The 26,637-nt window shown below is 71.7% G+C and carries 18 protein-coding genes and 1 pseudogene; 8 read left to right on the forward strand and 11 right to left on the reverse strand.

Annotated elements, in window-relative coordinates; genetic code table 11:
- Positions 1-195 precede the first annotated feature (195 nt).
- Positions 196-1,161, forward strand: a complete 966-nt coding sequence (locus BLT97_RS05960; RefSeq protein ID WP_093607543.1) for an aminoglycoside phosphotransferase family protein — start codon at positions 196-198, stop codon at positions 1,159-1,161.
- A 225-nt stretch (positions 1,162-1,386) separates the two neighbouring features.
- On the opposite strand, the pseudogene BLT97_RS05965 reads toward BLT97_RS05960, so the two are convergent.
- Positions 1,387-1,767, reverse strand: a pseudogene (locus tag BLT97_RS05965) (hypothetical protein); the annotation flags it as partial.
- Between the two features lie 305 nt (positions 1,768-2,072).
- Between BLT97_RS05965 and BLT97_RS05970 the strand changes: the two are divergent.
- Entirely contained in the window at positions 2,073-3,083 is a 1,011-nt protein-coding gene (locus tag BLT97_RS05970; RefSeq protein WP_093607544.1) for a nucleotidyl transferase AbiEii/AbiGii toxin family protein, read from the forward strand.
- A gap of 93 nt (positions 3,084-3,176) precedes the next feature.
- On the opposite strand, the gene gcl is transcribed toward BLT97_RS05970, so the two are convergent.
- A complete protein-coding gene (gcl, locus tag BLT97_RS05975; protein WP_093607545.1) occupies positions 3,177-4,970 on the reverse strand; it encodes a glyoxylate carboligase in 1,794 nt (597 codons plus the stop codon).
- Between the two features lie 314 nt (positions 4,971-5,284).
- Here gcl and BLT97_RS05980 point away from each other — a divergent pair, with 314 nt between their 5' ends.
- The gene (locus BLT97_RS05980) at positions 5,285-5,998 is read left to right on the forward strand and encodes a hypothetical protein (protein ID WP_093607546.1); all 714 of its coding nucleotides are present in this window, start codon (positions 5,285-5,287) and stop codon (positions 5,996-5,998) included.
- A 47-nt stretch (positions 5,999-6,045) separates the two neighbouring features.
- Complete coding sequence (locus BLT97_RS05985; protein ID WP_093607547.1) at positions 6,046-6,555, forward strand: GNAT family N-acetyltransferase; 510 nt, start codon at positions 6,046-6,048, stop codon at positions 6,553-6,555.
- 112 nt (positions 6,556-6,667) lie between these two features.
- On the opposite strand, the gene BLT97_RS05990 is transcribed toward BLT97_RS05985, so the two are convergent.
- The 3 genes from BLT97_RS05990 to BLT97_RS06000 form a co-directional block, all read right to left on the reverse strand.
- Positions 6,668-7,183, reverse strand: coding sequence for a hypothetical protein (locus BLT97_RS05990; protein WP_093607548.1), 516 nt, complete (start codon positions 7,181-7,183; stop codon positions 6,668-6,670).
- A 131-nt stretch (positions 7,184-7,314) separates the two neighbouring features.
- Entirely contained in the window at positions 7,315-8,169 is an 855-nt protein-coding gene (locus tag BLT97_RS05995; protein WP_245769149.1) for a helix-turn-helix domain-containing protein, read from the reverse strand.
- A 156-nt stretch (positions 8,170-8,325) separates the two neighbouring features.
- Positions 8,326-8,748, reverse strand: coding sequence for a MarR family winged helix-turn-helix transcriptional regulator (locus BLT97_RS06000; RefSeq protein ID WP_093607549.1), 423 nt, complete (start codon positions 8,746-8,748; stop codon positions 8,326-8,328).
- Positions 8,749-8,951: 203 nt separating this feature from the next.
- Here BLT97_RS06000 and eno point away from each other — a divergent pair, with 203 nt between their 5' ends.
- Entirely contained in the window at positions 8,952-10,250 is a 1,299-nt protein-coding gene (gene eno / locus BLT97_RS06005) for a phosphopyruvate hydratase (protein WP_093607550.1), read from the forward strand.
- Complete coding sequence (locus BLT97_RS06010) at positions 10,240-10,671, forward strand: SMI1/KNR4 family protein (RefSeq protein ID WP_245769150.1); 432 nt, start codon at positions 10,240-10,242, stop codon at positions 10,669-10,671. The genes eno and BLT97_RS06010 overlap by 11 nt, the downstream gene beginning before the upstream one ends.
- A 108-nt stretch (positions 10,672-10,779) precedes the next feature.
- Here the strand turns inward: BLT97_RS06010 and BLT97_RS06015 are convergent, their stop codons facing one another.
- The 6 genes from BLT97_RS06015 to BLT97_RS06040 all read right to left on the reverse strand — a co-directional run bounded on the left by BLT97_RS06015 (position 10,780) and on the right by BLT97_RS06040 (position 20,574).
- Positions 10,780-13,812, reverse strand: coding sequence for an alpha-mannosidase (locus BLT97_RS06015; RefSeq protein WP_093607552.1), 3,033 nt, complete (start codon positions 13,810-13,812; stop codon positions 10,780-10,782).
- 69 nt (positions 13,813-13,881) lie between these two features.
- Positions 13,882-15,939, reverse strand: coding sequence for an endo-beta-N-acetylglucosaminidase (locus BLT97_RS06020; RefSeq protein ID WP_093607553.1), 2,058 nt, complete (start codon positions 15,937-15,939; stop codon positions 13,882-13,884).
- Positions 15,940-15,961: 22 nt separating this feature from the next.
- Complete coding sequence (locus tag BLT97_RS06025; RefSeq protein ID WP_093607554.1) at positions 15,962-17,221, reverse strand: glycoside hydrolase 5 family protein; 1,260 nt, start codon at positions 17,219-17,221, stop codon at positions 15,962-15,964.
- Positions 17,222-17,297: 76 nt separating this feature from the next.
- The gene (locus BLT97_RS06030) at positions 17,298-18,236 is read right to left on the reverse strand and encodes a carbohydrate ABC transporter permease (RefSeq protein WP_093607555.1); all 939 of its coding nucleotides are present in this window, start codon (positions 18,234-18,236) and stop codon (positions 17,298-17,300) included.
- A complete protein-coding gene (locus tag BLT97_RS06035) occupies positions 18,233-19,240 on the reverse strand; it encodes a carbohydrate ABC transporter permease (protein WP_093607556.1) in 1,008 nt (335 codons plus the stop codon). The genes BLT97_RS06030 and BLT97_RS06035 overlap by 4 nt, the downstream gene beginning before the upstream one ends.
- A 29-nt stretch (positions 19,241-19,269) precedes the next feature.
- A complete protein-coding gene (locus tag BLT97_RS06040; RefSeq protein WP_093607557.1) occupies positions 19,270-20,574 on the reverse strand; it encodes an ABC transporter substrate-binding protein in 1,305 nt (434 codons plus the stop codon).
- A 366-nt stretch (positions 20,575-20,940) separates the two neighbouring features.
- Here BLT97_RS06040 and BLT97_RS06045 point away from each other — a divergent pair, with 366 nt between their 5' ends.
- Both BLT97_RS06045 and BLT97_RS06050 read left to right on the forward strand, forming a co-directional pair.
- The gene (locus BLT97_RS06045; RefSeq protein WP_093607558.1) at positions 20,941-25,509 is read left to right on the forward strand and encodes a glycoside hydrolase family 38 N-terminal domain-containing protein; all 4,569 of its coding nucleotides are present in this window, start codon (positions 20,941-20,943) and stop codon (positions 25,507-25,509) included.
- Positions 25,506-26,564 carry a LacI family DNA-binding transcriptional regulator gene (locus BLT97_RS06050; protein WP_093607559.1) on the forward strand — a complete coding sequence of 353 codons (1,059 nt, stop codon included), beginning with the start codon at positions 25,506-25,508 and terminating at the stop codon, positions 26,562-26,564. The genes BLT97_RS06045 and BLT97_RS06050 overlap by 4 nt, the downstream gene beginning before the upstream one ends.
- Positions 26,565-26,637: the final 73 nt, after the last annotated feature.

Here is a 26,637-nt window from a genome sequence, read left to right on the forward strand (position 1 = left end):
CCGGCCTGCGGCCGTTGTCCGCGGCAGGCCGTGCGTGACCGGCCGTGCGTTTCCGTCCGGCGCCACCGACCAGGCCGTCGTCTGTCCGCAGCCTCCTGTCCGGCGCCGTCCGGCCCGCACCGCCCGCACCGCCCGCACCGCCCGCGGCAGGGAAATCCCGTGGCCCTGGCATGTATCGCGTGGCAGGCTGCGTGCATGTCAGCGATCGTCCCCGCCCAGGGCGTACGGATGGAGTGGCAGGAGATCCCTGCCACGGTCCGCGGCGCGCTGGAACAGCAACTCGGTGCGCGCGTCGTCGAGGCCGCGACGCAGCGCGGCGGCTTCTCCCCCGGCGTCGCGGCCCGCCTCCGTCTCGCCGACGGCACGCGCGCCTTCGCCAAGGCGGTCAGCGCCGAGGTCAACGAACAGTCCGCCGCCATGCACCGCACGGAGCTGGCCAACGCCGCTCTCCTGCCGCCGGGCACACCGGCGCCCCGCCTGCTCGGCTCGTACGACGACGGCCTCTGGGTGGTGCTGCTCTTCGAGGACGTCGCGGGCCGCCAGCCCCATGTGCCGTGGGTGCCCGCGGAGTTGGACCGGGTCCTGGCCGCGGTGGGCCGGCTGTCCGAACGCCTCACCCCCGCGCCGGACGGTGCGGAGCCGCTGCCCGACGAGCCCTTCAAGGGCTGGCGCCTGCTCGCCGCCGCGCACGCGGACGGCACGGACGACCTGGCGGACATGGATCCCTGGGTACGCACGCACCTGACCGCACTCGCCGCCCGCGAGCGCGACTGCGGCCGGGCCATCGCGGGCGACACGCTCGCCCATGCGGATCTGCGCGCGGACAACATCCTGCTGACCGACGCGGGAGCGGTGTTCGTGGACTGGCCGCACGCCTGCCGCGCGGCCCGCTGGTTCGACCTGCTCGTGATGCTGCCCAGCGTGGCGATGCAGGGCGGTCCGTCACCCGAGACCCTCTTCGCCGCGCATCCCGCGGCGCAGGGCGCGGTCGCGGAGGATGTCACCACCGCGCTCATCGGCCTGACCGGCATGTTCCTGGACCAGGCCCGCCGGCCGGCCCCGCCCGGGCTGCCCACGCTCCGGCCCTTCCAGCAGGCGCAGGGCGAGCAGGCGCTGGCCTGGCTCAAGACGCGGCTCGCAGGCGGCTCGCCCGCCGGGTGAGCGGACGCGCGGTCACATCGGCGGCACCCACTGAGGCGTGCCACGGTGCGGTACGCCACGGTGCGGTGCGGTCCGCTCCGGCGCATTCCACTCCGGTGTGCTCCACTCCGGCGCAGTCCGTTCCGGTGACTCCCAGGCCGGAGCGCTCCACCCCGACGTACTCCTGCCAGGTGCGCTCCACCCGGGCGTGCTCCACTCGGGAGCGGCCCGCTGCCGCGCCCCCAGCGCCCGCTGGATCCGGATCATGTCCACCGACTCGGCGAGCAGTTCGTACTCCGTCGTGTCGTCGCGGGCGATGAAGCGGACCAGGCGGCCGCTCGCCAAGTCCGCCGCGGCGCGCTCCTGTTCGGCCGGGCTGTCCCGCCACGCACGCAGCACCCCGGGGACGTCGGGCGCGTCCCGTGCCATCAGGACCAGCGCGCCGGGCGGCAGCCGGCCCGCCCCAGGCGAGGGGTCGAGCCGCTCGGCGATCCAGGTCGCACGCTCCCGCAGCCACCACATGGCCAGCGGCAGACTCGGTGCGCGATAGGCGCCGAGCGGTACGCCGACCTGCTCACCGCCGCAGATCCCGTACGCGGTCACCTCACAGAGGAACTCCTCGTGCATCGCGGACCCCCAACTCCCCGCGGGCAGCGACAGCCGGCAGCTCAACTCCCCTGCTGCCGTACGGCTATTGTGCGCTCACGGTGCGTATCCGAATATGCATTCGGCAACCAATGGCCGGATCCCCTCACCCTGCGCACCGGCCCCCTCACCAACACCCTTGTGAACGAGCTGTGTTGACCCTTGCCCCCGACCGCTCCCCCACGCCCCGTCCGCGTCGCATGGCTCAAATGTCTCGTTGTCACACCTGAGGCATACAGTCCTCCTGCGTCACAGGATCGGACCGCGTCACAGGATCGGGGGGCCGCATGGACGAGCCGGGCGGGGCGGCCGCGCGACGGGCCGCGCTCGATCATGTCCTCGGACTGATCGCCGCGGCGCCGTGGAGCGAGCTGCTGGTGCTGCGCGGGAGCATGGTGATGCCCGCGTGGGCGGGCGAGCGGGCCCGTGAGCCGGCCGATCTCGACTTCGTCGTGCTGCCCGAACTCCGCGTCCCCGTGGACCCGTTGGCGCCGTATCCGTACCTCGACCGCGTCGACCTCGCGCAGGAGTGGCCGGAGGCGCTGGGCGGCGCCGCCCAGTACGAGATCTGGAGCGACGGGGCCGAGGAGTACGAGACCCGGGGGCTTCGTCCCCGCGTCCCGCCCGAGGGCCTGTACTGGGAGGTGGAGCCGGCCGAGCGGCCAGCCGTACCGCCGTACGACGACCTGATCGAGCGCATACGGCAGCAGCCGCAGGCTCCTGCGGGGGTCCTCCTCGATGTGGAGCGGGCCGCGCCCGACCGGCTGTGGGGGTACATCGACGACTACTGGTACGACGGCGGGACGGGCGACGGCGTACCGGGGGTCCGGGTGCGCATCCCGTGGCACACGCCGGGCGGGCGGGCCGGCGAGCTCCAGCTGGATTTCGCGCTCGACGAGCGGCTGCCCCGGCCGCCGGTATGGACCCTGATACCGCGCGCGGACGGTGGCGCCCCCACGCTGATCCGCACCGCGAGCCGCGAACTCTCGCTCGCCTGGAAGCTGTTGTGGCTGTACGCGGACGCCGCGTCCGGCGACGGCCCGCAGCCCAAGGACCTGTACGACGCCGTGCTGCTCGCGGAGGACCCGCGGACGCGGCTCACGCCCGCTCTGCTGCGCACGGTGCTGCGGAAGTTCGCCGCGGAGACACCCGGTGGGCTGTCCGTCGACGAGAGCGCCTGGGCCCGCTTCCGGGCCGCGCATCCGAACGCGCGGGGCAGCGCGCGGAGTTGGGCCGCACGCCTCGGCGACCGCGTGGACGGCATCACCGCTCGCGCGGCGCCGATCGGCCGCAGATGAAGAGCGGAACCGCACACGACGAAGGGGCGGCCCATCCCCCTCCGGATGGGCCGCCCCTCACATCAGGCGGAGCTCAGGTGCTGAACCGGGCGCTCAGGCCTGGGCCTTGAGCGGCAGGATCGCGGTCGGCGCGTGCCAGTCCTCGGTCGCGACCTCCTCGAACTCCGTCACGTCGGAGATGTCGGCGGTCTTGCTCATCGCGATGTTCGTGACGCGCTCCAGGATCGCCTCGACGACGACCGGGACCTGGTGCTCCTGCGCCAGCTTCTTGGCCTGCTCGAAGGCGTTGCCGAGCTCGGCCGGGTCGGTCACGCGGATCGCCTTGCAGCCGAGGCCCTCGGCGACCTTGACGTGGTCCACGCCGTAGACGCCCAGCTCAGGGCTGTTCTGGTTCTCGAACTCCAGGTTGACCTGGAAGTTGATGTCCAGACCGATCTGCGCCTGACGGATCAGGCCCAGGTAGGCGTTGTTCACGAGGACGTGGATGTACGGGATGCGGTGCTGGGCACCGACCGCGAGCTCCTCGATCATGAACTGGAAGTCGTAGTCACCGGACAGGGCGACGACCGGGGTGTCCTTGTCCGCCTTGGCGACACCGAGCGCGGCCGGGATGGTCCAGCCGAGCGGGCCCGCCTGGCCGCAGTTGATCCAGTGGCGCGGCTTGTAGACGTGCAGCATCTGGGCGCCCGCGATCTGCGACAGACCGATGGTCGTCACGTAGCGCGTGTCCTTGCCGAACGCCTTGTTCATCTCCTCGTAGACGCGCTGCGGCTTCATGGGGATGTTGTCGAAGTGCGTACGGCGCTGGAGGGTGGCCTTGCGCTCCAGGTGCGAGGCGACCCACTCGGAGCGGTCGGGCAGCTTGCCCTCGGCCTTGAGCTCGCGAGCGACCTCGACGAACAGCTCCAGGGCGGCCTTCGCGTCCGAGGTGATCCCGTAGTCCGGGGCGAAGATCTTGCCGATCTGGGTGGGCTCGATGTCCACGTGGACGAACTTGCGGCCCTCGCGGTACACGTCCAGCTTGTAGCCGGTGTGGCGGTTGGCCCAGCGGTTGCCGATGCCGAGGACGAAGTCCGACTCCAGGAACGTGGCGTTGCCGTAGCGGTGGCCGGTCTGCTGGCCGACCATGCCCGCGTTCAGCTCGTGGTCGTCCGGGATGGTGCCCCAGCCCATGAGGGTGGGGACGACCGGGGTGTTGGTGAGCTCGGCGAACTCGACCAGGAGGTCGGAGGCGTCGGCGTTGATGATGCCGCCGCCGGCGATGATCAGCGGACGCTCGGACTCCAGAAGGAAGTTGATCGCCTTCTCGATCTGGGCGCGGGTCGCGGACGGCTTGTAGACCGGCAGCGGCTCGTACGTCTCCGGGTCGAAGTCGATCTCGGCGAGCTGCACGTCGATCGGCAGGTCGATGTGGACCGGGCCGGGACGGCCGGAGCGCATCAGGTGGAAGGCCTGCTGGAAGACGCCGGGAACCTGGGCCGGCTCGAGGACCGTGACGGCCATCTTGGTGAGCGGCTTGGCGATCGAGGCGATGTCGACGGCCTGGAAGTCCTCCTTGTGCAGGAGGTGGCTCGGGGCCTGGCCGGTGATGGCGAGGATCGGGATCGAGTCGCCCGCGGCCGAGTAGTGGCCCGTGATCATGTCGGTGCCGGCGGGGCCGGACGTACCGATCGCGACACCGATGTTGCCCGCCTTGGTGCGGGTGTAGCCCTCGGCCATGTGGGTCGCACCCTCGACGTGCCGCGCGAGGGTGTGGTCGATGCCGCCGACCTCCTTCAGGGCCTTGTAGAAGGGGTTGATCGCGGCGCCCGGCACTCCGAACGCGTTGGTAACACCCTCGCGCTTGAGGATCTCCACTGCAGCGTGGGCGGCTGTCATTCGAGGCATCGCGTAACTCCTGCGTCCAGGCCGGTCCGTGCCGGTCGGCTATCGGGCGCTTCCGCGGGCTCCCCCTCCGGTCTCCACCTCGCGGGGCGGAGCGTCTCATCCGGCGGTTTCCGTAATGCGGAAGTTTTCTTCTGCTATATGGAAGCAATGTAAGAGCTGGTCACGGGAGGCGTCAAGGCCCTTCCCGGGGTCGGGACTGCGACGAAGGTCGGCGAATCCCTCCCCAGAGCTTGGTGTTTGGTGGACGATGAGAGCGCCACCGGGTCGAGTTCGTCGGTTCGTACGGAGCGTTCGTACGGGGAGAGGGGGCGCCGATGTCCGCGGGTGTTCCCGTGCGCTGTCCGGTCTGCCGGCGCGAGCACGTCTATGCGCCGCACGTCTATCCCTGCGCCTGCGGTACGCCGGTCTCGCCGCCGGTGCTCCGCGGCGCCCAGCCGCAGCCGGTCACCCACGTGACCTGGGAGGACGACTGGGTCACAGTGCGCTGCGAGGCCTGCGGCCGACTCGACCAGTGGCCCCAGCCCGAGCTCGGCTGCGGGTGCGGCACGCTGCTGCGCATCCCGGTGAAGCCCGCCACCTCCGGACCGGCCCCCGGCCATGCGCCGCTGCCCCTGCACATCCCGCTGCCGACCACCGCGCCCGCTCCGCGCCCGGCCTTCCACCCCGTGACGATCCGCACGGCACGCGACGCCGTGCAGGCCGCCGCGCTCTATCTGCGCTGGCTCGGCTACCGGGACATCCGCCGCGCCGAGCAGCGCGGCGCGTCCGGTGTGGGCCTCTCCGCCCCGGGCCTGCGCGCGCAGGTCGAGCCGACGCCGCGCGCGATGAGCCTGCGCGATGTCGAATGCGTCTGGCTGACCGCGCTCAACACGTCCTCGGTCCCCGTGTGCTTCTCGCTCGCGGGCTATACGGACGACGCCCGCGCCCGCGCCGACGGCCTGGCGATCCCGCTGTTCGTCCTGGACCTGACGGGCACGCCCCAGCCCGTGAACAGTCCGGCGGACGAGCTGATCAGCACGGGGGCGTAGCGGAGGCCTCGTACCGGGGCGCGGGATGCGTGGCCGATACTGCGGGCATGCGCATCCGACCCGCCGCCGCGGCGGACCTTCCACGCCTCCAGGAGATCGAGCGTGCGGCCGGTGAGCCCTTCCGTGCGCTCGGCATGGCGGCGATCGCGGAGGACGAGCCGCCCGCCCTCGAAGTCCTGGAGGAGTTCCGTGCGGCGGGGCGCGCGTGGGTCGCCGTACCGGAGGAGAGCGATCAGCCGGTCGCGTATCTGATCGCGGAACCGGTGGACGGTGCGCTGCATGTGGAGCAGGTGTCCGTGCATCCGTCGGCGGCACGCCGGGGTGTCGGCCGCGCACTGCTCGACCACGCGGCCGGGTATGCGCGCGCGTCCGGATGCGGCGCCCTGACGCTGACGACCTTCGCCGAGGTGCCGTGGAACGCGCCGTACTACCGGCGGCTCGGCTTCCGCGTGCTCGACGAGGCCGGGCTCGGGCCGGGGCTGCGGAAGATCAGGGCGTACGAGGGTGAGCTCGGCCTCGACCGGTGGCCGCGGGTGTGCATGCGCCGGCCCGTCTGAGGCCTGCGCGGGAACGGGAAAGCCTTACCCAGGACAAACTTACGCAGGACAAAAAGTCCGGGCGGGCCGCTGGTCCGGCCCGCCCGGCCCCCCGCTCGGGAAGCCGCCCGTGTTACGAGGCGACGCGTTCGCCGGTCGGCTCGGCGACGACGATCTGGAGGTGTCCGGGCGCGTACTTGCGCGCCTTGCTCACCATCTTGGCCAGGTCGAACTTCTGGCTCTGCACCGCCACGTACAGCGGGGCGGGCATCGCGGGATGCGCCGACGGGATCTCGCTGCCGGGCGGCAGCACGGTGTGCTCGCCCACCCGCACCCCGATGAGGGCGTGCTCGCCGCCCGGCGTGGCGACGACGAACTGGCGCACGTCCTGCCAGGGCAGCAGCACATTGCCCACGCGGACCCCCGCCGCGTCGAACTGGAAGAGGATCCGCCGGGCGTCGAACCAGCTCGAGATGAACGGGATCGCCAGCACGATCACCGCTCCGCCCTTCATGTCGAGCGCCCAGCCGAGCAGCAGCGCGAGCGCCACGACGCCGATGATGGCCCCCCACAGCCCGGCGAGGTCCTGGCCCGAGAACGGGCGCGTCACCTTGTACCGCTCCCAGCGTGCGCGGCGCTGATTCGCCATGGGTCCCCCCGAAAAACGTCTCGGCTCCTCCGGCCGTCCCCTGACCGGAAGATCACAGTCCAGGACGTTAGCGAGGCGGTGCCCCGGCTGGCTTGGACAAATTTGACCTCGGGCCTGACGACGGCCGGCCGTCAGAGAGCCACGGCGCCTTCCGCCATCCGCGCGGCGACGACCTGACCGGGGGTGACGGCGGCGAGGGCGCGGAACTCCCGGTTGAGATGGGCCTGGTCGTAGAACCCGCAGTGCGCGGTGAGCGCGCCGAGGTCCGCGCTCCCGCTGGCCATCAGGCCCATCGTGCGGTGGAAGCGCAGCACCCGCGCCGACATCTTCGGCGTCAGACCGACCTGTTCGGTGAACTTCCGTACGAGGTACCCGTGGCTCCAGCCGGTCTCCTGGGCGATGCGGGCCACGGGGACCGTGCCGCCCGAGCGCGCGAGCATCCGCCAGGCCTGGTCCACCTCGGGCGCGGGCTCGGGCCCCGCGCCGAGCCGGGCGAGCAGGGCGGCGTCGAGGAGGTCGAACCGCTCGCCCCAGTCCCGTGTGCAGGACATCCGCTCGACCAGTTCGCGCGAGTGCGGGCCGAGGATGTCGGCGAGCTCGACGACCGTGTTGGCGACCTCGCGCATGGGCAGCGCGAAGAGGCGGTAGGCGCCGAGCGGGGTCAGCTCGAGGCGGATCGCCTCCTGTCCGCCGGGGTGGTCCGCGATGCGCGGCCCGTCCTCGAGCCCCGCGACGAGCGAGCCGACCACGCGTATTTCAGGACCGTTCTCCGCAAGCCGGTGCACCTGCGCGAACGGCTCGCCCAGGCTGATGAGGAGGACGGCACGGCCGGTGGGCACGATCCGTACGCGGTACGGGGTCGCGGTGTCCTCCCAGTAACCGGCGTAGCTGTGCAGATACGGCCGCAGCGCCGCCGGCCAGGGCCGGGTCACCCGCCAGCGGTCCCCCGCCAAGCGGGCCATCGTGACCGCGCGCCCGCCGCTCACGCCGTATCCCCTCCCGGGTCGCCGTCCTGCCGAAACGCGCATCATGGCATGTCCGGCCGATGAGCGGACCCTGGTTCACCGTCGGTTCAGCGAGCGTTCACCTTCGGCGCCGCAGACCGCGTCGCATGCACTGTGAGGCCCTCTGCGCCGCGAGCTCTAATGCGCCGCGAGCCGCTCCACGAGGCCGATCGCCCGGGCCAGCAACTCCCGTTCCTTCCCGGTGAGTTCGGCCTCGATGGCCTCGGCGAGCCAGTCGGCCCTGCGGCCACGCGTCTCCTCGAGCAGCCTGCGGCCCGCGGCGGAGAGCTCGACGAGGCTCTTGCGCCCGTCGGTCGGGTGCGCGCGGCGGGTGATCAGCCCCTGCTCCATGAGGAGTCCGACGGCGCGGGCCATCGACTGGGGGCGCACCCGCTGGTCGAGGGCGAGTTCGCTGGTCGTCATCGCGCCGCTGCGGTCCAGGGCGCCGAGCACCGCCACCTGACCGAGCGGCATCTGGTCCTCCAGCTTCACGCGGCGCGTGAGCTTTCCCATCGCGGTGCGCAGTTCGGCGGCGACGGTGGCGGATTCCGGTACGGGCATACCGCACCTTAACGCAGCTCAGCAGCCTGCACAGGCCGGCTGCGCAGCCTGACTGCACAGTTTGGCTGCACAGTCTTGCTGAACAGCAGAACTGAACAGCAACACTGCACAGCATTGCTGTAGAGTTTTCTTCGCAGCCGGGACCAGCGCCACCGTCGTCGCAGCCGGGCCCCGGCCTTCATGCGACAAGGGGAAGGACTCCCATGACCGCCATCACCTCCGTCACCGGCCGCCGCGTCCTCGACAGCCGGGGTAATCCGACCGTCGAAGTGGATGTGGAGCTGGCCGACGGTTCCTTCGGCCGGGCCGCGGTCCCCTCCGGCGCCTCGACCGGCGCGCGCGAGGCCGTGGAGCTGCGCGACGGCGACCCGGCGCGCTGGCACGGCAAGGGCGTCGACAAGGCGGTGGGTCACGTCAACACGGAGCTGGCGGCCGCGGTCGTCGGCCGTGACGCCGAGGACCAGACCGGGCTCGACGCCGCGCTCATCGCCGCCGACGGCACGCCCACGAAGGCCCGCCTGGGCGCCAACGCGATCCTCGGCGTCTCGCTCGCGGCGGCGAAGGCGGCGGCCGCCGCGCACCGTACGCCGCTGTACCGCTACGTCGGCGGCTCCGGCGCCCGCGTGCTGCCCGTCCCGATGATGAACATCGTCAACGGCGGTGCGCACGCGGACAATCCGCTGGACTTCCAGGAGTTCATGATCGCCCCGATCGGCGCGGAGACCTTCGCCGAGGCGGTGCGCATGGGCTCCGAGATCTTCCACACGCTGCGCCGCGACCTGCTCGCGGCGGGGCACTCCACGGGCGTGGGCGACGAGGGCGGCTTCGCGCCTTCCCTGCGTACGGCCGAGGAGGCGCTCGACTTCGTGGTCGCCGCCGTCGAGCGGGCGGGCTACCGGCCCGGCACCGACATCGGCCTGGTCATGGACCCGGCGTCCTCGGAGTTCTTCCGCGAGGGCGTGTACGACTACGCGGGCGAGGGGGTGCGGCGCACCCCCGCCGAGAACGCCGACTACCTGTCCAAGCTGATCGACTCCTACCCGATCGTGTCGATCGAGGACCCGATGGCCGAGGACGACCTGGACGGGTGGCGTGAGCTGACGGCCCGGGTGGGCGCGCGCTGCCAGCTCACGGGCGACGACGTCTTCTGCACGAACGAGTCCATCCTGCGCGAGGGCATCGCGTCCGGGATCGCCAACTCGATCCTGGTGAAGGTCAACCAGATCGGCACCCTCACCGAGGCCCTGGCCACGGTGGACACCGCCCACCGCGCGGGCTACACGGTCGTGATGTCCCACCGCTCGGGCGAGACGGAGGACACCACGATCGCGGACCTGGCGGTGGCGACGGGCTGCGGCCAGATCAAGACGGGTTCCCTGTCCCGCTCGGACCGCACGGCGAAGTACAACCAACTCCTGCGGATCGAGATGGAGTTGGGGGCGAGTGCGGTGTATGCGGGGGCGCGGGTGCTGGGGCGCGGGGTGGTTGCCGGTGCTGCGTGACCTGGTCGCGGAGTTCCCCTTCCTGGAGCTCCGCGCACCGGCCGCCCCTTCGGACCTGACCGCGATCGAGGCCAGGCTCGGCACACGGCTGCCGGATGCGCTGCGGGCGCTGCTGTCCGAGTCGGACGGTCTCGAGGGCGAGTACGGCGAGGGGGTGGTGTGGCCGGCCGCACGCATCCTCGAGGACAACCGCATGTTCCGCTCGCACCCCGATTTCCCCGAACTGTACGAGTCGTTCGACCCCCTGCTGTTCTTCGGGGACAACGGAGGCGGCGACCAGTTCGCGTTCGTACGGACGCCCGAGCGTGACGACGTGTTCGTGTGGGATCACGAGACGGATGAACGCAACCGTGTGGTGGGGTCGTTGGGCGAGTACGTCCGCAGAGCTCTGAGCAGCGGCGGCGGCGACTGGTACCGCTAGACCAGGCCCTCCGGGCCGGGCCCCTGCGCACCCCACGGCTTGCGGGACGCAACGGGGTGCGCAGGGCGGCCATCGGCCTGCCCGGCGCACCCCGTCAGCGCCGAGCGATCAGCGCGAGAACCGCAGCGTAACCAGTTCGAACGGCCGCAGCGACAGGGATACTTCGCCGTCCTCCACCGCGTACGACGGCGCCTCGGCGAGCGGGCGTTCCAGGAGGTCCGTGGCCGTCACCGACGTGACGTCGGCCAGGCCCACCCGCAGCTTCGTGCGGGCGCGGGCGCCTGCCGCCTCGTAGACGCGGACCACCACGTCGCCCGAGCCGTCGTCCGCGAGCTTGACCGCGCTCACCGCCACGGCGTCCGAGGCGATGGTGAACAGCGGGTCCACCGTCTCCGAGGCCGCTCCCGTCACCCGGCGCTCCGGAAGGTTGATGCGGTAGCCCTCGCGGACCGCGTCCACCACCGTGGCGCCCGGCGCGAGCGCGTAGCGGAAGCGGTGGACGCCCTGGTCGGTCTCCGGGTCCGGGAAGCGCGGGGCGCGCAGGAGCGAGAGGCGGACCGTCGTGGTCGTGCCCGCGTCCGAGGTGCGGACGTCGCGCGTCACGTCGTGGCCGTACGTCGAGTCGTTGACCAGGGCGACACCGAAGCCCGGCTCCTCGACATGGACGAAGCGGTGGTTGCAGGCCTCGAACTTGGCCGCTTCCCAGGACGTGTTGGTGTGCGTGGGACGGTACAGGTGGCCGAACTGGGTCTCCGAGGCGTACCGGTCCGCGTGCACGTCCAGGGGGAACGCCGCCTTGAGAAACTTCTCCGTCTCGTGCCAGTCCACCTCGGTGTCGATGTCGAGCCGCTTCTCGCCGGCCGGCAGGGTCAGGACCTGGGTCACGCGGGAGGAGCCGAAGGAGCGGACGACCTCGACGGAGGCCGCCGCCGGGTCCGAGGCGAGCACGCGCACGGAGTCCGCGTCCGTCAGGTCCGTGACCACATTGCGGTAGAACTCGTCGACATCCCAGGCGTCCCACATGTTCGGGAAGTCCGGGTGGATCTGGAGCAGGTTGGCCGCCGCGCCGGGGGCGACGGTCTCGCGGTCCGCCGCGATGTCGTACGCGGAGACGACGAGTCCGCGGTCGTCGATCTCCACGCGGAGCAGCCCGTTGTCGAGGACGAAGCCGCCCTCCGTGCGGGAGGTGAGCTCCACCGAGCCGGTGACCGCGGGGACGCCCGCGCCGCCGGCCGCCACGCCCGAGCGGGTGTGCGAGGCCGCGTTGAAGACCAGCTCGCCCTCGCCGGAGCCGGCCAGGGCCCGCTGGGCCGCCTCGATGATCGACTCCAGCTCGCCGCGCAGCCGCGCGTACGTGGCCTCGGCCTCGCGGTGCACCCAGGCGATGGACGAGCCCGGCAGGATGTCGTGGAACTGGTGGAGCAGCACCGTCTTCCAGATGCGGTCCAAGTCCTCGTACGGGTAAGGGAATCCGGTACGGACGGCCGCCGTCGCCGCCCACAGCTCGGCCTCCCGGAGCAGGTGCTCCGAACGGCGGTTGCCCTGCTTGGTCTTGGCCTGGCTGGTGAGGGTGGCGCGGTGGAGTTCGAGGTAGAGCTCGCCCACCCAGACGGGCGGTTCGGGGTACTCCGCCTCGGCCTTCGCGAAGAAGTCGGCCGGCTTCTCCCAGACGACCTGCGCCGAGCCCTCCAGGTCCTTCATACGGCGGGCCTTCGCGATCATCTCGCGCGTGGTGCCGCCACCGCCGTCACCCCAGCCGGTGGGCGCGAGGGAGTGCTTCGCGACGCCCTTGTCCTTGAAGTTCCGTGCGGCGTGGGCGATTTCACGGCCCAGCATGGAGCAGTTGTACGTGTCCACCGGCGGGAAGTGCGTGAAGATCCGCGTCCCGTCGATGCCCTCCCAGGTGAAGGTGTGGTGCGGGAACTTGTTGATCTGCGACCAGGAGATCTTCTGCGTGAGCAGCCACTTGGAGCCGGCCGCCTTGATGATCTGCGGCAGGCCGCCCGCGAAGCCGAAGGTATCGGGCAGCCAGGCCTCTTCGTTCTCGATGCCGAACTCGTCGAGGAAGAACCGCTTGCCGTGCACGAACTGCCGGGCCATGGCCTCCGAGCCCGGCATGTTGGTGTCGGACTCCACCCACATACCGCCCGCCGGCACGAACCGGCCCTCGGCCACGGCCTTCTTGACCTTGGCGTAGACCTCGGGGCGGTGCTCCTTGATCCAGGCGTACTGCTGGGCCTGGGACATGCCGTAGACGAACTCCTCCTCGGTTTCGAGGAGGTTGGTCATGTTGGAGGTCGTGCGGGCGACCTTGCGCACCGTCTCGCGCAGCGGCCACAGCCAGGCGGAGTCGATGTGCGCGTGGCCGACGGCGCTGATGCGGTGCGCGGAGGCGTCGGCGGGCGCGGACAGGACAGCGGTCAGCTCCGCACGGGCCGCGGCGGCCGTGCCGTTGACGTCCTGGAGGTCCACCGCGTCCAGGCAGCGGCTGACCGCGCGCAGGATCTCCCAGCGGCGGCCGCCCTCGACGGGCAGCTCCAGCATGAGCTCGCCGATGACCTCCAGGTCCTGGATCAGCTCCCAGACCTCGTGGTCGAACACGGCCAGGTCCATGCGCTCCAGGCGGTACTGGGGCTCGTCGCCGGCGGTGTCCTTGTCGCCGAGCCAGGTCGGACGGAAGGGGTTGTCGCCGAGCAGTACGGGGTTGGAGGCCGCCTCCAGGTGCCACTCCACGCGCTCGCCGCCCGCGACCGGGCTGCCGACCCGCACCCACTGGTTGCGCGGGTTGACCGCCTTGATGGGCTCGCCGGCCGGGGTGTAGACGAGCGCCTCGCACTGGAAGCCGGGCATCCGCTCGTCGAAGCCCAGGTCGAGCACGGCCTCGACGGTCCGGCCCGCCCACTCGGCCGGCACCTCACCGGTCACCTTGAACCAGGTGGTGGCCCAGGGAGCCCCCCATGCGTCGCCGACCTTCACCGGCTCGTGCACGGCGGCGAGACCCTCCTCGACCGGCACCGGCTCGCCGGGCGCGGTCCAGGCCTCGACCGTGAGCGGCACGGACGCGGGGTAGACGGCGGGACGGATGCGCTCGTCGAGCACACGCTTGAGGCGGGCCTCTACGAGGGCGCGGTCGTCATGCATGAGGGGACTCCAACTTCCTGTGGGAGCGGGTGGTTCAGGGTCGTGCGGGGTGCTGCTCAGGGTGCGGTGTTACCAGGGGTGGGTGGTGCTCGCGGCCGCCGAGGTGGTGTAGACCTCCCCGACCGACCGTACGTCGAAGCGGATCTCCTTCTCGCCGGGTGCGGCCGTGAGGCCCTTCACATACGCGGCGGTCGCGCAGGTGCCGGTGAGGAACCGCCGCGTGCCGTCCGCGAGGACGCGGTACAGCTCGTAGTGGCGGACGGGCCCGGGCGCGGCCTGCCAGGACAGGCGGAACTGCCCGTCCCCCGAAGCCTTGTCGACCTTGAGGGCGGTGGGGGCCGCGACCGTCTCGGCGGCGTTCTGCACGAGCAGTCCGCCGAGCCGCCACTTCACGGCTCCGGTGCCGGTGAGCCGTACCGCGAGGCCGTGGATCGTGCCGGTGCCGAGCGAGGAGAGCCGCACGTCCGCCGTGGACCAGCCGCTGCCCGCCGTGCCCGCGGACAGGAAGGAGTACGTGAGAGGGGCGCCCGGCTCGGAAGGCTCGCGCAGCGCCACGCCCAGCTCGACCCGCACCGAGCCGGACACGGCGCGCTGGGCGAGGCGGACGACGGTGTCGGGGCTCAACGGGAGCCGGGTGCTGTGCAGTTCGAGGACCACGGGTGCGCTCAGGGTCCCGTCGACCAGGACCGAGGAGCCGCCGCGCCAGGCGTCGGCGAAGTCCAGGGTCACGGAGGGCCGGGTGCCCGTGGTGCGCACGACCCAGCGGCGGCCCGGCAGCACGTCCTGGAGGCCGAGCTGGTTCCAGGCGGCGTCCGAGCGGGCGGCCCCGTCCTCGTACCACTTGAGGCCGTGCCCGGTGTTGAAGGTGCAGCCGAACGGGAGCGAGGTGACGGTGGACTTGTCGGCCACGGCGGTGGCGGGGGCGCGCCAGGTGCCGCTCGACGGGCGCGAGGGGTCGAGCGAGGTGCCGGTCCAGAACTGGTCGTCGGCCGCGTGGAACTGCTCGGGGGTGCGGCCCTCCGGCAGGTGGTTGCGGGTCCACTCGGGCCGGTAGAAGCCGAGCGAGGTGACGTGCGGGCCGCCGGAGGGGAAGAGCGCCTCCCAGTTCACCGCCTTGTTCCAGCCGTTCGCCTCCACGTCCACGCCGGCCCACAGCTCGTAGCGGTCGCGGTCGAGGCTCTGGGCGAGGGCGCCGGACGAACTCAGGTCCGCGGTCGTCCAGTTGAAGTTGAGGAACATGGTGTCGGAGGCCAGGAAGAAGTCCTGGTTCTGGCTGTTGAGGGCGTCCTGCCAGACGATCGACCCGTTCTTGATCATCGAGTCGTACCAGGTGATCTTGAGGCCGTGCGGCTCACCGAGCCGCTTCAGCTCCTTGAGGAAGGCGAGCATCTGCGAGGCGAGGGCCGCATCCCCGCCGCCCGTCTCGGTGTTCACGAACCAGCCGTCGAAGCCGTACGAGGTGGCGACCTGCACCAGCTTCTCGGCGATCGGGAAGCGGCCCAGCGCGTCCTTCTGCACCAGGTCGCGGGTCCACTGGAGCTGGCCGCCGTACGCGGCGGGCGGCAGGAAGATGTTGCCGATGACCGGGACGCCGTTGCGGTGGGCGGCGTCCACGACCGGGGCGTTGGGCGCGAGGATGATGCCCTCGCCCGACGAGCCGCCCCAGAAGACCAGCTCGTCGATGTACGACCAGTGCGTGAGCGCGTAGTAGTCGGCGGTGGCGTGGCCCTGCGAGGGGTTGCCGGCCGTCGGGTGGAAGGAGACAAGGGAGGAGATGCGGCCCTGGCCCGCGCGGGCCGTGGTGTTCACGGGGACCGGCGTGAAGCGCTCGGCGAGCGGCACGGTGGAGCGGTTGAACGCGAGGTCCGGGTCCGACTCGGGCGTCCAGGCCTTGAGCGAGCGCCAGACCGCGCCCGGGTCGGGGGTGCCGGTGGGCAGCGTGTCGGGGAACCAGTAGGAGGCGTACGGCTGGAGGTTCTCCGCGGCCTTCTTGCGGCCGGCCCCCGCACCGGCCGCTCTCGCGGAGGCGGTCGCGGCGTGGGCGGGCCCGGAGGCGGCGAGCAGCCCGGCCGCCGCGGCGGCCGAACTCAGGACGACGGTACGACGGGTGGGGCGAGACTGCGTCATTGCAGGGTGCTCCTTGGAGGGGTCAGTCGACCTCTGACGGGGTGGCCGTCGCGGTGATCCCGCGCGCGGCCAGGTGCTCCTTGTCGTGCTCGTGCTCGGCCAGCACCACGGCGGGGCGCACGCCCTGCGCCGTCAGACGGTGCCAGGCCTCGAAGAAGGCGCCGCCGGGACCGCAGAGTTCGCGCTGCGGCGAGGCGACGGTGTCCCCGGTGTCGAGGACCAGGGCGGTGGTACGGGGAGCGGGCGCGTACTCGCGGTCGCGCCACTCCTCGACAATCCGGGCGATGGCCTGCCCGGCCGGCTTGACCTCGCGCTCGTTGGTCAACAGGCCGAGGCTGTACTCGAGTTCGGGGAAGTCGGCGAGCTCGCGCGCGACGTCGTGCGAGCACCACCAGGTCACGCCCCACACGTCCGCGCAGTCCAGCGCGTTGGCGATGGTGCGCTCGGTGAAGTGGGCGGCGTGCTCGGCCGGAATGTGCGGTGCGGGGGCGCCGACCTCCTGGAGCCAGACGGGACGCGCGGGGTCCGTGTGCCAGGCGCGGGCCAGCTCGATCATGTACGCGGCATGGTGCTCGGTGGCCACGCCCGTACGGCCGTGGCGCTGGGCCGTGCCGTTGAACACCCAGGAGTGCACAGCGGTGGCGGCGCCGATCCGGGCGGCCTGCGCGGGCGTGAAGGGGTGCGCGTCCTGGTACCAGGCGGCGTCGTACTCGGCGTGCAGATGGAACTTCCCGGGCGCGCCCGCCTCGCACGCGGCGATCATCCGCTCCAGCCAACTCGCCGCCTGCTCATGGGAGATGCGGTCCGGGTCGGGGTGCGGATCGTGCGAGAACTGGTTGATCTCGTTGCCGACCGTCATGCCGAGGAAGTTGGGCCGGTCGGCGAGCGCGGCCGCGAGGGTGCGCAGGTACTCCTCCTGGCCGGAGACCACCTCGGGGTCGGCGAAGATGTTCCGCCGGTGCCAGGTCTGGGTCCAGGCCGGCAGGAAGTCGAAGCTGGACAGATGGCCCTGGAGCCCGTCCACGTTGACGTCGAGCCCGCGCTCGGCGGCCGCGTCCGCGAGCGCGACCAGCTGCTCGACGGCGCGCGGGCGGATCAGGGTGCGGTTGGGCTGGAACAGCGGCCACAGCGGGAAGACCCGTATGTGGTCCAGGCCCAGGCCCGCGATGGAGTCCAGATCGGCTCGTACGGCGTCGAGGTCGAAGTCGAGCCAGTGGTGGAACCACCCTTGCGTGGGCGTGTAGTTGGCGCCGAAGCGCGGCGAGCGGGGGCTTTCAGGCATGCGGAAGGTCCTCAGGAGGTGCGTGGGGGCGGCGCGCGCGGTGCGAGGCCGCGCGCGCCCGGCGGCGGAGGTGGTGTCAGCCCTTGACGGCGCCTTCACCGACCCCGCGGAAGAAGAAGCGCTGGAGGCAGGCGAACAGGACGATCAGCGGCGCGACGGCGATGACCGTGCCGGCCGCGACCAGGCGCTGGTTGTTCGCGAAGGTGCCGTGCAGGTAGTTCAGGCCGATGGTGAGCGTGAAGTTGGACTGGTCGCTCAGCACGATCAGCGGCCACAGGAAGTCGTCCCAGGCGCCCATGAAGGCGAAGATCGCGACCACGGCGAGGGTGCCCTTGACGGCGGGCAGCGCGATTTTCGTGAACCGCTGCCAGGCGTTGGCCCCGTCGCAGAAGGCGGCCTCCTCGATCTCGTACGGGATGTTGGAGAAGGCGTTGCGCATCAGGAGCACGTTCAGGGCGCCGATGCAGCCGGGCAGCACCACGGCGGTGAGCGTGTTGTTGAGGCCGAGCTCCCGCATCGTCATGAACTGGGCGATGATGATCGACTCGACGGGCACCAGCATCGCCATCACGAAGGCCACGGTGGCGAGTTTGCGGCCGCGGAACCGCAGGCGGGCCAGGGCGTAGCCGGCGAGCGCGGCGCCCACCACGTTGGTGACGACGTTGGCGAGGGCGACCTTCAGGGAGTTGAGCGCGAAGTCCCAGACCGGGATGAGGTCGGCGACCTTGCCGTAGTTGTCGAGGGTGGGTTCGGAGGGCAGCAGCTTGGGCGGGTAGCTGTAGATGTCCTCGCCCGGTCCCTTGAGGGAGGTGGACAGCTGCCACAGGAAGGGGCCCACCATGATGGCGAACACCGCGAGCAGCAGCAGGTAGCGCAGGACCAGCTGCCAGGCCGGCGGGCGCCGTCCGCCTTCGGCGAGGAACTTGTCCCGTACGGACTTGCGGGGCCGCCGCGGGCGCCGCTCCTTGGCGGGCCGCGTGGTCTCGGGCCGGCCCTCGAGGGTCTGCGCGCTCATGCGTCGCCCTCCTTCTTGTCGGCCTTGAGCACGAGCAGCATCAGGCCGAGGGTGATCACGAACACGACGACGGAGATCGCGGAGGCGTAGCCGACCCGGCCGGACAGGCCCGTGCCCACCTGCTTGATCAGCATGACGAGGGTGGTGTCCTCGCCGCCGGGGCCGCCGTTGGGCCCGGCCATCAGATAGACCTCGGAGAAGACCTTGAAGGCGTTGACCGAGGAGAGCGCGGCCACGAGCACCATCGTGGAGCGCACGGCCGGCACGGTGACGGTGAAGAAGCGGCGGATCGCGCCGGCTCCGTCCACGGCGGCTGCCTCGTGCAGTTCCTTCGGCACGTTCCCGAGGGCCGCCATGTAAATGATCATGTAGTAGCCGAGGCCCTTCCAGACCGTTACCAGCATGGCGCTGATGAGCAGCAGCCACTGGTCGCTGAGGAAGGCCACGGGCCCGATCCCGATCGCGCCGAGCACGGCGTTGACCAGGCCGCGGTCGTCGAGCATCCACACCCAGATCAGGCCGACCACCACGACGGAGGCGACGACGGGGGTGTAGAAGGCGGAGCGGAAGAAGGAGATGCCCGGCAGATAGCGCTGCACCAGCATGGCCAGCAGCAGCGGCAGGATGACCAGCGGCGGCACGACACCCACGATGTAGAGCAGGGAGTTGCGCAGCGCGATCCAGAACATGTCGTCCTGGAACATCTCCTGGTAGTTGGCCCCGCCGACCCACTTGCCGGCGATCAGGGTCCGCTGGTCGGTGAACGAGCTCGACACCGTGGAGAAGAACGGGAAGAGCACGAAGCTGCCGATGATGGCGAAGCCGGGCAGCAGGAACATCCAGGGCGTGCCGGGCAGATGCGTCCGCACGCCCTTGCGCCGGGGGGAACCCGGGCGGCCCGGGCCGCCGCGCTGGGCGGCGGACCGGGCTGCGGGGCCGGTGGAGGGGGCGGCCGGACCGGAGTGCGTCACCGGCTCACCCTTCCTCGTCGACGTGGTGCTCATGACTCGATCAGTCCTTACGCGTCCGGCGCTCAGCCGGCCTGCTGCAGGAGCTTGTCGCACTCGGCGACCGCGTCGTCCATGGCCTGCTTGGCCGACTTCTTGCCCTGCATGGCCTTGGCGACCTCGTTCTTGAGGACCGTCTTCATCTGCTCCGTGAAGACCACCGGCGTGTAGTTGACCGCGGTCTTCAGGGCCTGGGCGGCGGCCACGCGGACGCGGCCCTCGTCGGTGCCGTCGTCCTTGGTGTAGTAGTCGCCGTCGAGGCTGCCCTTGGTGGAGGGGAAGATCGCGACCTGACGGCCGAACTCCTCCTGGTTCGCCTTGTTCGTGACCCAGTGCGCGAACTCGATCGCGGCCGGCTTGACCTTGGACTGGGCGTTCACCATCAGGCCCTGGACGTACATGTTGTCCTTGCCGGTGTTGTTCACCGCGGGCGTGATGCCGATGTTCTTGTAGAGGCTCGGGGCCTCTTCCTTGTACGTCTTCAGGTCGTGCGCGCCGCCGGGGTTCATGGCGATCTGCTGCTGCTGGAACTTGCGGCCCGAGGACTCGGCGACGGCGGTCAGGGCCTGCTCGTCGAGGGCGCCCTTGTCGAAGAGCTCCTTGTACTTCTCGACCAGCTCGACACCCTTGGCGTCGTTGAAGGTGAACTTGGTCTTGTCCGCGTTCATCAGCTCGACGCCGTAGCGCCCGAAGTCCTCGATCGCGGGGGCGTTGGACAGCATGGCGATCTTGCCCTTGCTGTTCTCGGCCATCTTCAGGGAGTCGGCGAAGAGCTGGTCGTAGGACGTCGGGGGCTTCTCGGGGTCGAGGCCCGCGTCCTTGAAGAGCTTCTTGTTGTAGAACATCGGGCCGGTGTTCAGGTACCAGGGGAAGGCGTACGTGCCGGTCTTGCCCGGCATCTCGTGGCCCTTCCAGGCGCCTTCGAGGTACTCGTCCTTGAACTTGGCGGCGGCCTTGTCCTCGTCGAGGTTGAGCGCGAGGCCAGCCTTGGCGAGCGGGGTGGCGAGGTCCGGGGCCACGTTCACGACGTCGGGCAGGGTGCCTGCGGTGGCGTCCGCGCTGAGCTTGTCGGCGTAGCCCTCGGCGGGCTGGTCGATCCACTCGACCTGGACGTCCGGGTACTTCTTCTCGAAGCCGTCGATGACGCCCTCGAAGTAGTCCTTGAAGTTGGTCTTCAGATTCCACGTCTGGAACCTGACCGTGCCCTCGATCTTCCCGGTGGAGTCGGTGTTCCCGTCGCCGCCCGAACCGGTCCCTCCGCACGCCGTCATGACGAGGGCTGAGGTGACCGCGAAGGCGGTGGCAGTGGCGACGCGACGGGATATCCGCATGGCCGGGGCTCCTTTGCTCGGACCGAATACGACAACCGAATTTCTTGCGCCGAATACTCACTTCCGAACCCGGGGACAGTCAACAGATTCCTTATCCCCAAAGGGCCCGACTTCTCGGGACGTTGGTCCACCCTGGCGCGGCGCCGACGGTACTAATGCGGTTTAGCTCATGTCAATACCCTCGCGGCCTCCGATCCATGCTGACGACCTTTGGCCAGGTCAGAGGACCCGTATGGAGCTACGGACGACGGCTCGTCGGCTCGGTCGAGGCCACGCTTGACACGGCCGCGGGCCAGCCTTCACTGTGTGATCACTAATGCGGTTTAGGTAATAAGCCGGGTCAGCGTCGACCAGAAGGAACTCCCCGTGCCGGACCAGGATTTCTCCGTCCACGTAAGCGGTGTCGCCACACCTGGTCTTTTCACAGGCCCCGAGAGCGACCCGCTCCAGGTCGTCCGCGTCCGCATCCGCCGCACGCGCCCGGCGGGCCCGCTGCGCGTCTCGGTCACGGGCCCGGACGTGACCACACCCCGCCCCCGCCTCCTGCGCGCGGACACCGTCGAGGCGTACGCGGGCGTGGACGCGAGGGCCGAACTCGGCGGCTCCGCACGCGAGTCGCTGGAGTCCTGGGCCGAGGTGGCGGTGCGCGCGAAGGGCGCCCCCGGCGACCGGCTCCCCGCGACGGCCCGGGTGCACGCCGCGGACGGGCGCCTGCTCGCCTCGTACGCCTTCGAGCTGACCGTGGCCGAACCGGGCTGGACCATCCGGCTCGTCCCGCACTTCCACTACGACCCGATGTGGTGGAACACCCAGGCCGCCTACACCGCGCTCTGGGACACCCCCCTGCGCGCGGGCGAGCCCGAGAAGGGCTGGGAGTACACGGGCGTGCCCGCGTTCACCCTCGTGCCGCTGCACCTCCAGCAGGCGGCCGACGACCCCGCGTACCGCTTCGTCCTGTCGGAGCTCGACTACCTGAAGCCGTTCTGGGACACGCACCCCGAACACCGGGACGAGATACGGCAGTTGATCCGCGAGGGGCGCCTGGAGATCGTCGGCGGGACGTACAACGAGCCCTCCACCAACCTCACCACCGCCGAGACCACCGCCCGCAGCGCGGGGCACGGGCTCGGCTTCCACCGGGGCGTCCTCGGCGGCGACCCGCGCACCGCCTGGCAGCTGGACGTGTTCGGGCACGACCCGTCCTTCGCGTCCCTGATGGCGGACGCGGGCCTCGACTCGGCGGTGTTCGCGCGCGGCCCGCACCACCAGTGGGGTCCGATGATGGACACCTGGGGCGAGGCGCTGCGGCCGCCGAGCGCGATGCAGCTGCCCGCCGAGTACGACTGGCTCGGGCCGGACGGCGGCGGGCTGCTCCTGCACTATCTGCCCGCGCACTACTCGGCCGGCTGGTTCTCGCACAAGGCGGGCTCGGCGGACGAGGCGGCGGAGCAACTCCTCGCCCTGTACGAGCTGTTGCGCACGGGGGCGGCCACCCGGAACGTGCTCATCCCCATGGGCACGGACTTCTCCTGGCCGCACCCCTGGGGCCTGGACGTGCAGCACGCGTGGAACCGCCGCTACACCTGGCCGCGCATGGAGCACGCGGGACCGCGCGAGCACTTCGCCGCCGTACGCGCCGAGTTGGCGGCGCGCGGGGAGCGGCCGCTGCCGGTGACCCGGGAGATGGGGCCGGTGTACACGGGCAAGGACGTGACGTACGCCGATGTGAAGCAGGCGCACCGCGCGGCGGAGTACCTGGTCCAGGAGGCCGAGACCTTCGCGTCCCTGGTGCACGGTCTGGGCCTGATCCCCTACCCGGCGGACGCCTTGGACAAGGCGTGGCGGCATCTCCTGCACGCCGCGCACCACGACGCGGTGACGGGCACGTTCTCCGACCAGGTGTATCTGGATCTGCTGCCGACATGGCGCGAGGCGTATGAACTCGCCCATTCCGTACGGGAGTCCGCGCTCAGCGCGTTGACGGACGCGATGGACACGCGGGTGCCGGGGAGCTGGGCGCCGGGCAGCACCAAGGCGGAGGCCGGCGAGGCGAGCGACCGCGCCGCCGGGCCCGCCGGCGTGGTCGCCGTGACGGTGTTCAACCCGGTGTCCTGGGCCCGGACCGACGTGGTACGTACGCAGGTCGCCCTCGATGCGCTCGGCGTCGCGGACGCGGCATGCGTCGGGGTGCGCGGCGAGGAGGGCGGCGCGCCCGCTCCGGTCCTGGTCGAGCACGTGCACGACGGGGTGGCGCAGCTCGCCTTCCTCGCCCGCGATGTGCCCTCGCTCGGACACCGCACCTGGTGGCTGGTCGGCACGGACGGGCCGCTCTCCGGCGGGTGGGCCGAGGAGTCCGGTGCCGGCGGCCGGCCTGAGGAGTCCGCGCCGGCGGCGGGCCGCCCCCGTATCGCCAACGCGGCGTTCGCCGTCGAGGCCGACCCCGCACGCGGCGGCGGACTCAGCCGGGTCACCGACCTGAGGAGCGGACGCGAGCTCCTGACGGACGGCGAGGTGGACGAGCTGCTCGTCCAGGACGAGTACCCGGCGCACCCCTTCTTCGAAGAAGGCCCCTGGCATCTGCTGCCCAAGGGCCCGGGAACCGGCTCGGGCGCGGCGCCGGCCGAGGCCGTGACCGTGGAGCGGTCGCCCCTCGGGGCACGGATCGTGGCGCGCGGCCGGACCGGTCCGGTGCGCTGGACCCGTACGACCACACTGTGGGACGGCCTGGACCGCGTCGAACTCACCACGAAGGTGGACGAGTTCGACGGCAGCGACCAGCTGCTTCGGCTGCGGATCCCGGCCGATGTGCCGGGCGCGCTGCCCGTGGCGGAGACCGCGGCGGCCGCGGTCGGGCGCGGGTTCGCCTTCCCCGACAGCGACACCGGCGTGGACCACACACGGGCGCCGTGGACCCTGGACACGCCCTGCCTGAACTGGTTCGCGCTCAGCTCCACACTGCGGGTGCGGTTCGGCGACAGCGACAGCGACAGCGCCGAACGCCCGCTCGGCGCGGGCGAGATCGTGCTGCCGGACGCGGGTCTGCTGGGATACGGGCAGCCCGCGGCGGACGACACCGACCCGCTGCGCGACCTCGTCACCGCGCTGGTGCGCCGGGGCGTGACCACCACGCCCACGCGTGCCGCAGGGCCCCGGTGGGGAGACCTCGCCGTCGACAGCAGCCTCCCCGACTTCCGTATCGCCGTCGGCGGCCCCGAGGTCAACTCCTTCACGGCCGCGGTCCTCGCAGACGCCGGACCGGAGTTCGCCGAGGCCGTGCGCTCCGGCGCCTCGCCCCTGGTGTGGGTGCCGGCGCGCGAGGCGCTGCGCGAGCTGTGGCGGCCCGGCTGCGACCTGACCGGGGTGCGGGACCTTCCGGTGGCCGTGCTCACCGACCCCGCCCGTCTCGGCGCGCTCGCCGAACAGGTCGTACGGGACGGCCTGTTGAGCGCCTCGCGGCCGCGCGACCTCGGCACCGACGAGCCCTTCGAGGACCGCACCGTCGGCTTGCTCGTCCGGGGGACGCCCAGCTTCGCGATCGACACGGCGGGCCGGCTGCACAGCACCCTGATGCGCTCCTGCACGGGCCGGCCCAGCGCCGAGTGGATGGACCCGCCCCGGCGCACCGCGCCCGACGGCAGCTCCTTCCAGCTCCAGCACTGGACCCATGTCTTCGAGCACGCGCTCGTCGCTTCGGACGGCGACTGGCGCGCGGCCGATCTCGTGCGCAGGGGACGGGAGTTCAACCAGCCGCTCACCGCCGTGACCGGCACGCCCCACGACGGCCCCGCGCACCGCGCCTTCTCGCAGCTGTCGGTGGAGCCTTCCCGTCAGGTGGTCGTGGAGACCGTGAAGAAGTCGGCCGACGGCGCCGCGCTCGCCGTACGCCTGCGCGAGACGCACGGCGAGCCAGTGCGGGCCAGACTCACGAAGGAGATGGTGGTGCTCGGCGCCGAGCGCGCGGACCTGCTCGACCGGCCCGTGCCGGGCGGTCCGTCCGGCGAGGACGGGCTGCTCGCGCTGCACGGCAACGCGTACACCACGCTCCGGCTCACCCCCGAGCCGCTGCCCGGGACCGAGGAGCTGCGCGAGGCGGTGCAGCCGGTGTTCAGCCGCTACTGGCTGCACAACACCGGCACGGCGCCGCTCGGGAACGCGCCGTACTCCGTGCAGGTCATGCCGTACGCGCTGACGGCCGGCGCGGGTCCGCTGCGCACCCAGGTCACGCTCACCTCCAACACGGCCTGCGGAGAAGGCAGTTCGGAACAGGAAGCCCTGGAAACCGCCGAGCACTTGGTCGAGGTCCATCCACCCGAGGGCTGGGACGTCTCGTGGACCCGCGACACCGTGCGGACCGGCGCGGGCGGCCACGTTCGGCTGCCGCTGACCGTGCGTCCCGCCCCCGGCGCCGAGCCCGGCGACCATCTCGTACGGGTGGTCGCGACCACGCCCGCCGGCGCGGTCGAGGACGTCCTCACCGTCACCGTGCCGGGGCACGACGGGCCCCCGCCCGGGGTCGGCGTGACGGCGGAGACCGGGCGCGTGGACGTGGCGCCGGGCGGCCGGGCCGAGCTGGCCGTGCGGATCCGCAACGACCTGCACAGCCCGCTGCACGGCGAGGCCCTCGTGGTCTCCCCGTACGGCGGTTGGCGGATCGTCCCCGAGCGGTCCGCCGAACTGCACCTGGCCGCACGGGAGGTGACGCGCACCGTGTTCGCGCTGACTCCCCCCATGGACACGCCGCCCGGTGTCTACTGGGTGCTGATCAAAGCGGTGTGCCAGGGGCGCATCGCCTACGGGCCCGCCGTCGCCGTCCATGTGGGCGAAGGCCCACGCCCACACACCAGGACCGCACAGGACACGCACGGGCCGAGGACCGGGACGGACACACTCGGACCGGGGACCGGACAGGCCACGCACGAGGGGAAAGCACCATGACACCGCAGAGCGACGGCGGCGCCCGGACGACCCCCGCGCGCAGACCCACCATCAAGGACATCGCCCGCAGGGCCGGGGTCTCGGAGAGCGCCGTCTCCTTCGCGCTCAACGGACGCCCCGGGGTGTCCCAGGGCACCCGCGACCGCATCCACCGCGTCGCCGAGGACCTCGGCTGGCAGCCCAACAGCGCGGCCCGCGCGCTGTCCGGGGAGCGTTCGGGGTGTGTGGGCCTGGTGCTCGCGCGGCCCGCGCACACCCTCGGCGTGGAGTCGTTCTTCCTCCAGCTGGTCTCCGGTGTCCAGGAAGTGCTCGCCTCGCGCAAGGTGGCGCTGCTGTTCCAGGTGGTCGAGGACATCGAGGCGGAGTGTGCCGTCTACAAGCGGTGGTGGGCGGAGAAGCGCGTGGACGGGGTGCTCGTCGTCGACCCGCGCAGCGAGGACCCGCGGCCCGAACTGCTGGACTCGCTCGGCCTGCCCTCGGTGATGATCGGCGCGCCCGCGGAGGGCGGCCGGCAGGTGTCGACCGTATGGGCCGACGACTCCGCGGCCATGGCCTCCGTCCTCGCCCACCTGCACGAGCTCGGGCACCGGCACGTGGTCCATGTCGCGGGCCTGCCCGGACTCGCGCACACCGAGCGGCGGATCACCTCGCTGCGCACGGAGGCACACCGGCTCGGGCTCACCGCGATCCGTTCCGTGCCCACGGACTACTCGGACGCGGAGGGCGCGGAGGCGACGCGGCGGGTGCTCGACGAGGCCGTCCCGCCCACGGCGATCGTGTACGACAACGACGTGATGGCGGTGGCCGGGGTCGCCGTGGCGGCCGAGCGCGGCATCAAGGTCCCCGGGGAACTGTCCATCGTGGCCTGGGACGACTCGGCGCTGTGCCGGGTCACGCACCCGCGCCTCACGGCCCTCGTCCGGGACACCTCGGGGTTCGGGCGGCTCGCGGCGGAGGAGCTCCTCGCGCAGCTCGACGGGGGGCCGGTGCGCAGCCTCCAGGCCGAACTCCCGCATCTGGAGCCGCGGGAGAGCACGGGGCCGCCCGCGCCGTGAGCAGGCGGGGCGGGTACGGTGCGCCGGCGGGTGCATGCGCTGTCCGGTGCGGTGCGCTGACCGGTACGGGGGA

The sequence above is a fragment of the Streptomyces indicus genome, assembly GCF_900100315.1.
Taxonomy (GTDB): Bacteria; Actinomycetota; Actinomycetes; order Streptomycetales; family Streptomycetaceae; genus Streptomyces; species Streptomyces indicus.

What these genes read in the sequence shown, in the direction of transcription:
- BLT97_RS05960 (WP_093607543.1), top strand. Translation starts at nt 196, where the DNA reads ATGTCAGCGATCGTCCCCGCCCAGGGCGTACGGATGGAGTGGCAGGAG.
- BLT97_RS05970 (WP_093607544.1), top strand. Translation starts at nt 2,073, where the DNA reads ATGGACGAGCCGGGCGGGGCGGCCGCGCGACGGGCCGCGCTCGATCAT.
- gcl (WP_093607545.1), bottom strand. Translation starts at nt 4,970, where the DNA reads ATGCCTCGAATGACAGCCGCCCACGCTGCAGTGGAGATCCTCAAGCGC.
- BLT97_RS05980 (WP_093607546.1), top strand. Translation starts at nt 5,285, where the DNA reads ATGTCCGCGGGTGTTCCCGTGCGCTGTCCGGTCTGCCGGCGCGAGCAC.
- BLT97_RS05985 (WP_093607547.1), top strand. Translation starts at nt 6,046, where the DNA reads ATGCGCATCCGACCCGCCGCCGCGGCGGACCTTCCACGCCTCCAGGAG.
- BLT97_RS05990 (WP_093607548.1), bottom strand. Translation starts at nt 7,183, where the DNA reads ATGGCGAATCAGCGCCGCGCACGCTGGGAGCGGTACAAGGTGACGCGC.
- BLT97_RS06000 (WP_093607549.1), bottom strand. Translation starts at nt 8,748, where the DNA reads ATGCCCGTACCGGAATCCGCCACCGTCGCCGCCGAACTGCGCACCGCG.
- eno (WP_093607550.1), top strand. Translation starts at nt 8,952, where the DNA reads ATGACCGCCATCACCTCCGTCACCGGCCGCCGCGTCCTCGACAGCCGG.
- BLT97_RS06015 (WP_093607552.1), bottom strand. Translation starts at nt 13,812, where the DNA reads ATGCATGACGACCGCGCCCTCGTAGAGGCCCGCCTCAAGCGTGTGCTC.
- BLT97_RS06020 (WP_093607553.1), bottom strand. Translation starts at nt 15,939, where the DNA reads ATGACGCAGTCTCGCCCCACCCGTCGTACCGTCGTCCTGAGTTCGGCC.
- BLT97_RS06025 (WP_093607554.1), bottom strand. Translation starts at nt 17,221, where the DNA reads ATGCCTGAAAGCCCCCGCTCGCCGCGCTTCGGCGCCAACTACACGCCC.
- BLT97_RS06030 (WP_093607555.1), bottom strand. Translation starts at nt 18,236, where the DNA reads ATGAGCGCGCAGACCCTCGAGGGCCGGCCCGAGACCACGCGGCCCGCC.
- BLT97_RS06035 (WP_093607556.1), bottom strand. Translation starts at nt 19,240, where the DNA reads ATGAGCACCACGTCGACGAGGAAGGGTGAGCCGGTGACGCACTCCGGT.
- BLT97_RS06040 (WP_093607557.1), bottom strand. Translation starts at nt 20,574, where the DNA reads ATGCGGATATCCCGTCGCGTCGCCACTGCCACCGCCTTCGCGGTCACC.
- BLT97_RS06050 (WP_093607559.1), top strand. Translation starts at nt 25,506, where the DNA reads ATGACACCGCAGAGCGACGGCGGCGCCCGGACGACCCCCGCGCGCAGA.